General features: G+C 72.0%; 4 protein-coding genes. All 4 read left to right on the forward strand.

What is annotated here, in order from left to right; translation table 11 throughout:
• Window positions 1-907, forward strand: a 907-nt coding sequence (locus tag BFF77_RS36820) for a sensor histidine kinase (protein ID WP_245703381.1), incomplete at its 5' end; no start/stop codon positions are given.
• A 94-nt stretch (window positions 908-1,001) separates the two neighbouring features.
• Complete coding sequence (locus tag BFF77_RS12850; protein WP_066948020.1) at window positions 1,002-1,658, forward strand: response regulator; 657 nt, start codon at window positions 1,002-1,004, stop codon at window positions 1,656-1,658.
• Window positions 1,659-1,736: 78 nt separating this feature from the next.
• On the forward strand, window positions 1,737-2,864 hold the full coding sequence (locus BFF77_RS12855; protein ID WP_245703383.1) for a lysylphosphatidylglycerol synthase transmembrane domain-containing protein: 1,128 nt from the start codon (window positions 1,737-1,739) through the stop codon (window positions 2,862-2,864).
• 92 nt (window positions 2,865-2,956) lie between these two features.
• A complete protein-coding gene (locus BFF77_RS12860; RefSeq protein WP_211280216.1) occupies window positions 2,957-3,349 on the forward strand; it encodes a helix-turn-helix domain-containing protein in 393 nt (130 codons plus the stop codon).
• Window positions 3,350-3,427 lie beyond the last annotated feature (78 nt).

Below are 3,427 nucleotides of genomic sequence, written 5' to 3' on the forward strand. Positions count from 1 at the left end.
CAGCCGGCGCCGGCTGATGGAGGCGCTCAGGGATCAGGTCGAACAGTTGCGGGTCGAGCGCGAACTGCGCGCGGAACAGGCGCGGTCGGCCGAGCGGGCGCGGATCGCCCGTGAGATGCACGACGTACTGGCGCACCGGCTGAGCCTGTTGATGCTGCACACCGGGGTGCTTCAGGTGCAGGCGGAGACGCTTCCGCCGGCCGCCGTGGCACGGATCGCCCTGCTGCGGGGGACGGCCGGGCAGGCGCTGGACGATCTGCGCGAGGTGCTGGGCGCGCTGCGCTCGGACGAGCCGGACGAGCCCGGGGAGGCAACGAGGACCGGGGAGACCACCGGGCGGACACCCGAGGTCATGGACACGGCCACGGGCGGGGTCGGGACTGAGGTCGCGGCTGAGGGCACCCCCGGGAACACGCTCAGGTGCGCACCGGACCGGACGCCTTCGCCGGCAGGGCGTAAGGCGACCGTCCCCGCTCCCGCCCTCCAGGATCTCGCCGAACTGCTCGCCGAGGCACGCGCCGCAGGTCAGCGGATCGAGTCGGAGATCTCCGGTGACGTCGCGAGCGCGTCCACCAGTCACCGGCTGGCGGTGCACCGGCTCGTACGGGAGGCCCTGACCAACGCCCGTAAGCACGCGCACGCGACACCGGTCGGCGTTCGCGTGCACTACGGCTGGCCCGCGACCACGGTCGAAGTGGTCAACGGACCGGCGATAGGGGCGGAGGACGCCATGAACAGCGCGAACACCGTCTCCGGTCCGGCCGGTGGTTACGGTCTGATCGGTCTGGCCGAGCGGGTCTCGGCGCTGGGCGGTCATCTGTACTCCGGTGCCACCGGCGGCGGTTGGCGGCTCTCCGCGCGCCTGCCCGTGCCCGCGGCCGATCTCTCCCGGGCCTCCCTCACATGACCGACGCCCCACTCATGGCCGAGGCCCTGCTCACGACCAACACCCTGCTCATGATCAACGCCCTGCTCACGGTCGGCGCCCTGGTGGCCCGCCCATGATCAACGTCCTCGTGGTCGACGACGACGCCCTGGTGCGGCTCGGCCTGGTCGATCTGCTGGCCACCGATCCGGAACTCACCGTCGTCGCCGAGGCGGCGGACGGACTGGCCGCCATCGAACAGGCGGCCCTGCACAGGGTCGACGTCGCCCTCGTGGACGTACGGATGCCGCGCATGGACGGCATCACGGCGACCCGCCGCCTCCGCGCCCTGCCCGTTCCGCCCCGGGTGATCACCCTCACCACCTTCGATCTGGACGAGTACGTGTACGACGCGCTCACCGCCGGCGCGGACGGCTTCCTGCTCAAGGACACGGATCCGCGCGAGATCATCCGGGCCGTCCATGTGGTGGCGGCCGGCCAGGGCATGCTGCATCCGGCCGCCGCCCGCCGGCTGATCGACCGCTACCACCACGCCGCGCGCCCGGCCGCGCTGGAGGCGCGTGACAGGATCTCCCGGCTCACGCCCCGCGAGGCCGACGTACTGGCCCGGCTGGCCCTCGGCGATTCCAACGCCGAGATCGCGACGGCACTCGGAATGCGCGAAAGCACCGTGAAGGCCCACGTCAGCCGGATCCTCACCGCACTGGGCACCGGCAACCGAGTCCAGGCCGCACTGCTGGCCCGCGACGCGGGACTCGGCGGCCACGGCTGACGCCGCACCGCCAAAGCGCCACACCGCCACGCGTCGACTCAGCCCGGTCGACCCGGCCGCACGTCGTATCGTGACCCCGTGGAGGCCCGCCGGCGGGGGCAGGACCAGCAGGGGGAGAACGGAGGGCCGCAGGGCGCGGCTCCGCCAGGCGTGCGGCCCATCTGGTGGGTGGTGGCCGCCGTCCTCGTCGCGGCCGCCGTCGTCGTCGCCGTCACACGCCGCCACGAGCTCGTCACCGCCGTGGACCTCATCACCCATGTGCAGCCGTCACGGCTCGTCCTGGCCGCCGCGTTCGAAGCGGCGTCCCTGCTCTGTGTGGCGCTGCTTCAACAGTGGTTGCTGCGGGCGGGCGGTGCGCGGCTGCGGCTCTGGGGGGTCTCCGCCATCGTGCTGACGGCCAATGCCATCGCGGGCGCGCTGCCCGGCGGAGCGGCGTTCGCCGTGGCGTGGGTGTTCCGGCGGCTGCGCCGCTGGGGGGTGGGGCAGGTGCTCGCGGGGACCGTACTGGCGGTCTCGGGGCTGCTGTCCGCGCTGAGTCTGCTCGTACTGCTGCTGGCCGGTGTGCTGGCGAGTGGGTCGGCCGGGCCTGTGGCCGGGGCGCTGCCGCTGGTGATCGGGCTGCTGGTCCTTGTGATCGTGACGGTGGGCGCGGCGGCCGGCCTGTCGCGCTTTCCCCGGGTACGGCGGCGCGCGTGGCGTATCTGGCGGCGTATCGGTCTGCGGTCCCGGCGGCTCTTCGAGATCGAGGAGTCACTGACCCGGCTGGGCCGGCAGATCCGCCGTACGCGGCCGGGCGTACGCCCTTGGGTGTGGCCGTTCCTGCTGGCTCTGCTCAACTGGGGATTCGATCTGGCCTGTCTGATCGCCGCCACATGGAGCCTCGGTATCCATGTGCCGTGGCCCGGAATCCTCGTGGCCTACGGACTGACGCAATTCGCGGGCAGCCTGCGCCTCACACCGGGCGGTCTCGGCGTGGTCGAGACAAGCCTCACGGCGCTGCTCGTGCTCTACGGGATGCGCGCGGATCAGGCGATCGCGGTGACGTTGCTGTACCGGGTGGTGAGTTTCTGGGCCCTTCAGCCGATCGGCTGGGCGACCGGTCTCGTACTGACCTTGAAGCGCAACGGGGCCGCGCGGGAGCCGAAGGACGCGGGCGAGCCGAACGACCAGTCGGGGCGGTCGGGGCAGGAGCCGAACGACCAGTAGGCCGTTCCCCTGGCACCATCCAGACACCCGCGCTCCCTGCGCCAGGCCCACGCGCGCAGCCCCGTCCCGGGAAACCGTGGTGTGATGGCAGCGTGAGCCGCGCCATGGAAGAGTCCAACCGCCGCATGCTTCGGGCACGGGACGCCATGGACCGTGCCTACGCGCAGCCGCTGGACGTACCGGCCCTGGCCCGGATCGCCCATGTGTCTCCGGCGCACTTCGCCCGCACTTTCCGGGCCACGTTCGGCGAGACGCCGCACCGCTACCTTCAGCGCCGCCGTGTCGAGCGTGCGATGTTCCTGCTGCGGGAGACCGACCACAGCGTGACGGACATCTGTTTCCAGGTCGGCTTCGGCAGCCCGGGAACCTTCAGCCGCACTTTCCGCGACATCGTCGGCCGGTCACCGAGGACGTACCGCAAGGAAGCGGTGGCCACGGGCGTACCGACGTGCTTCACGATGGCGTGGACGCGACCGAGCGCGTGACCCGGCCATCAGCCCGTCTGCACCGTCGTCATGACCGTTCGCACCGTCGTCATGACCGTTCGCACCATCCGTGGTGAC

Origin of the sequence: Streptomyces lushanensis, assembly GCF_001700515.1 — a bacterium.
GTDB classification, from domain to species: Bacteria; Actinomycetota; Actinomycetes; order Streptomycetales; family Streptomycetaceae; genus Streptomyces; species Streptomyces lushanensis.

Bases quoted from the DNA above. Each gene is read 5' to 3' on its own strand.
- BFF77_RS12850 (WP_066948020.1), top strand. From the start codon at position 1,002: ATGATCAACGTCCTCGTGGTCGACGACGACGCCCTGGTGCGGCTCGGC.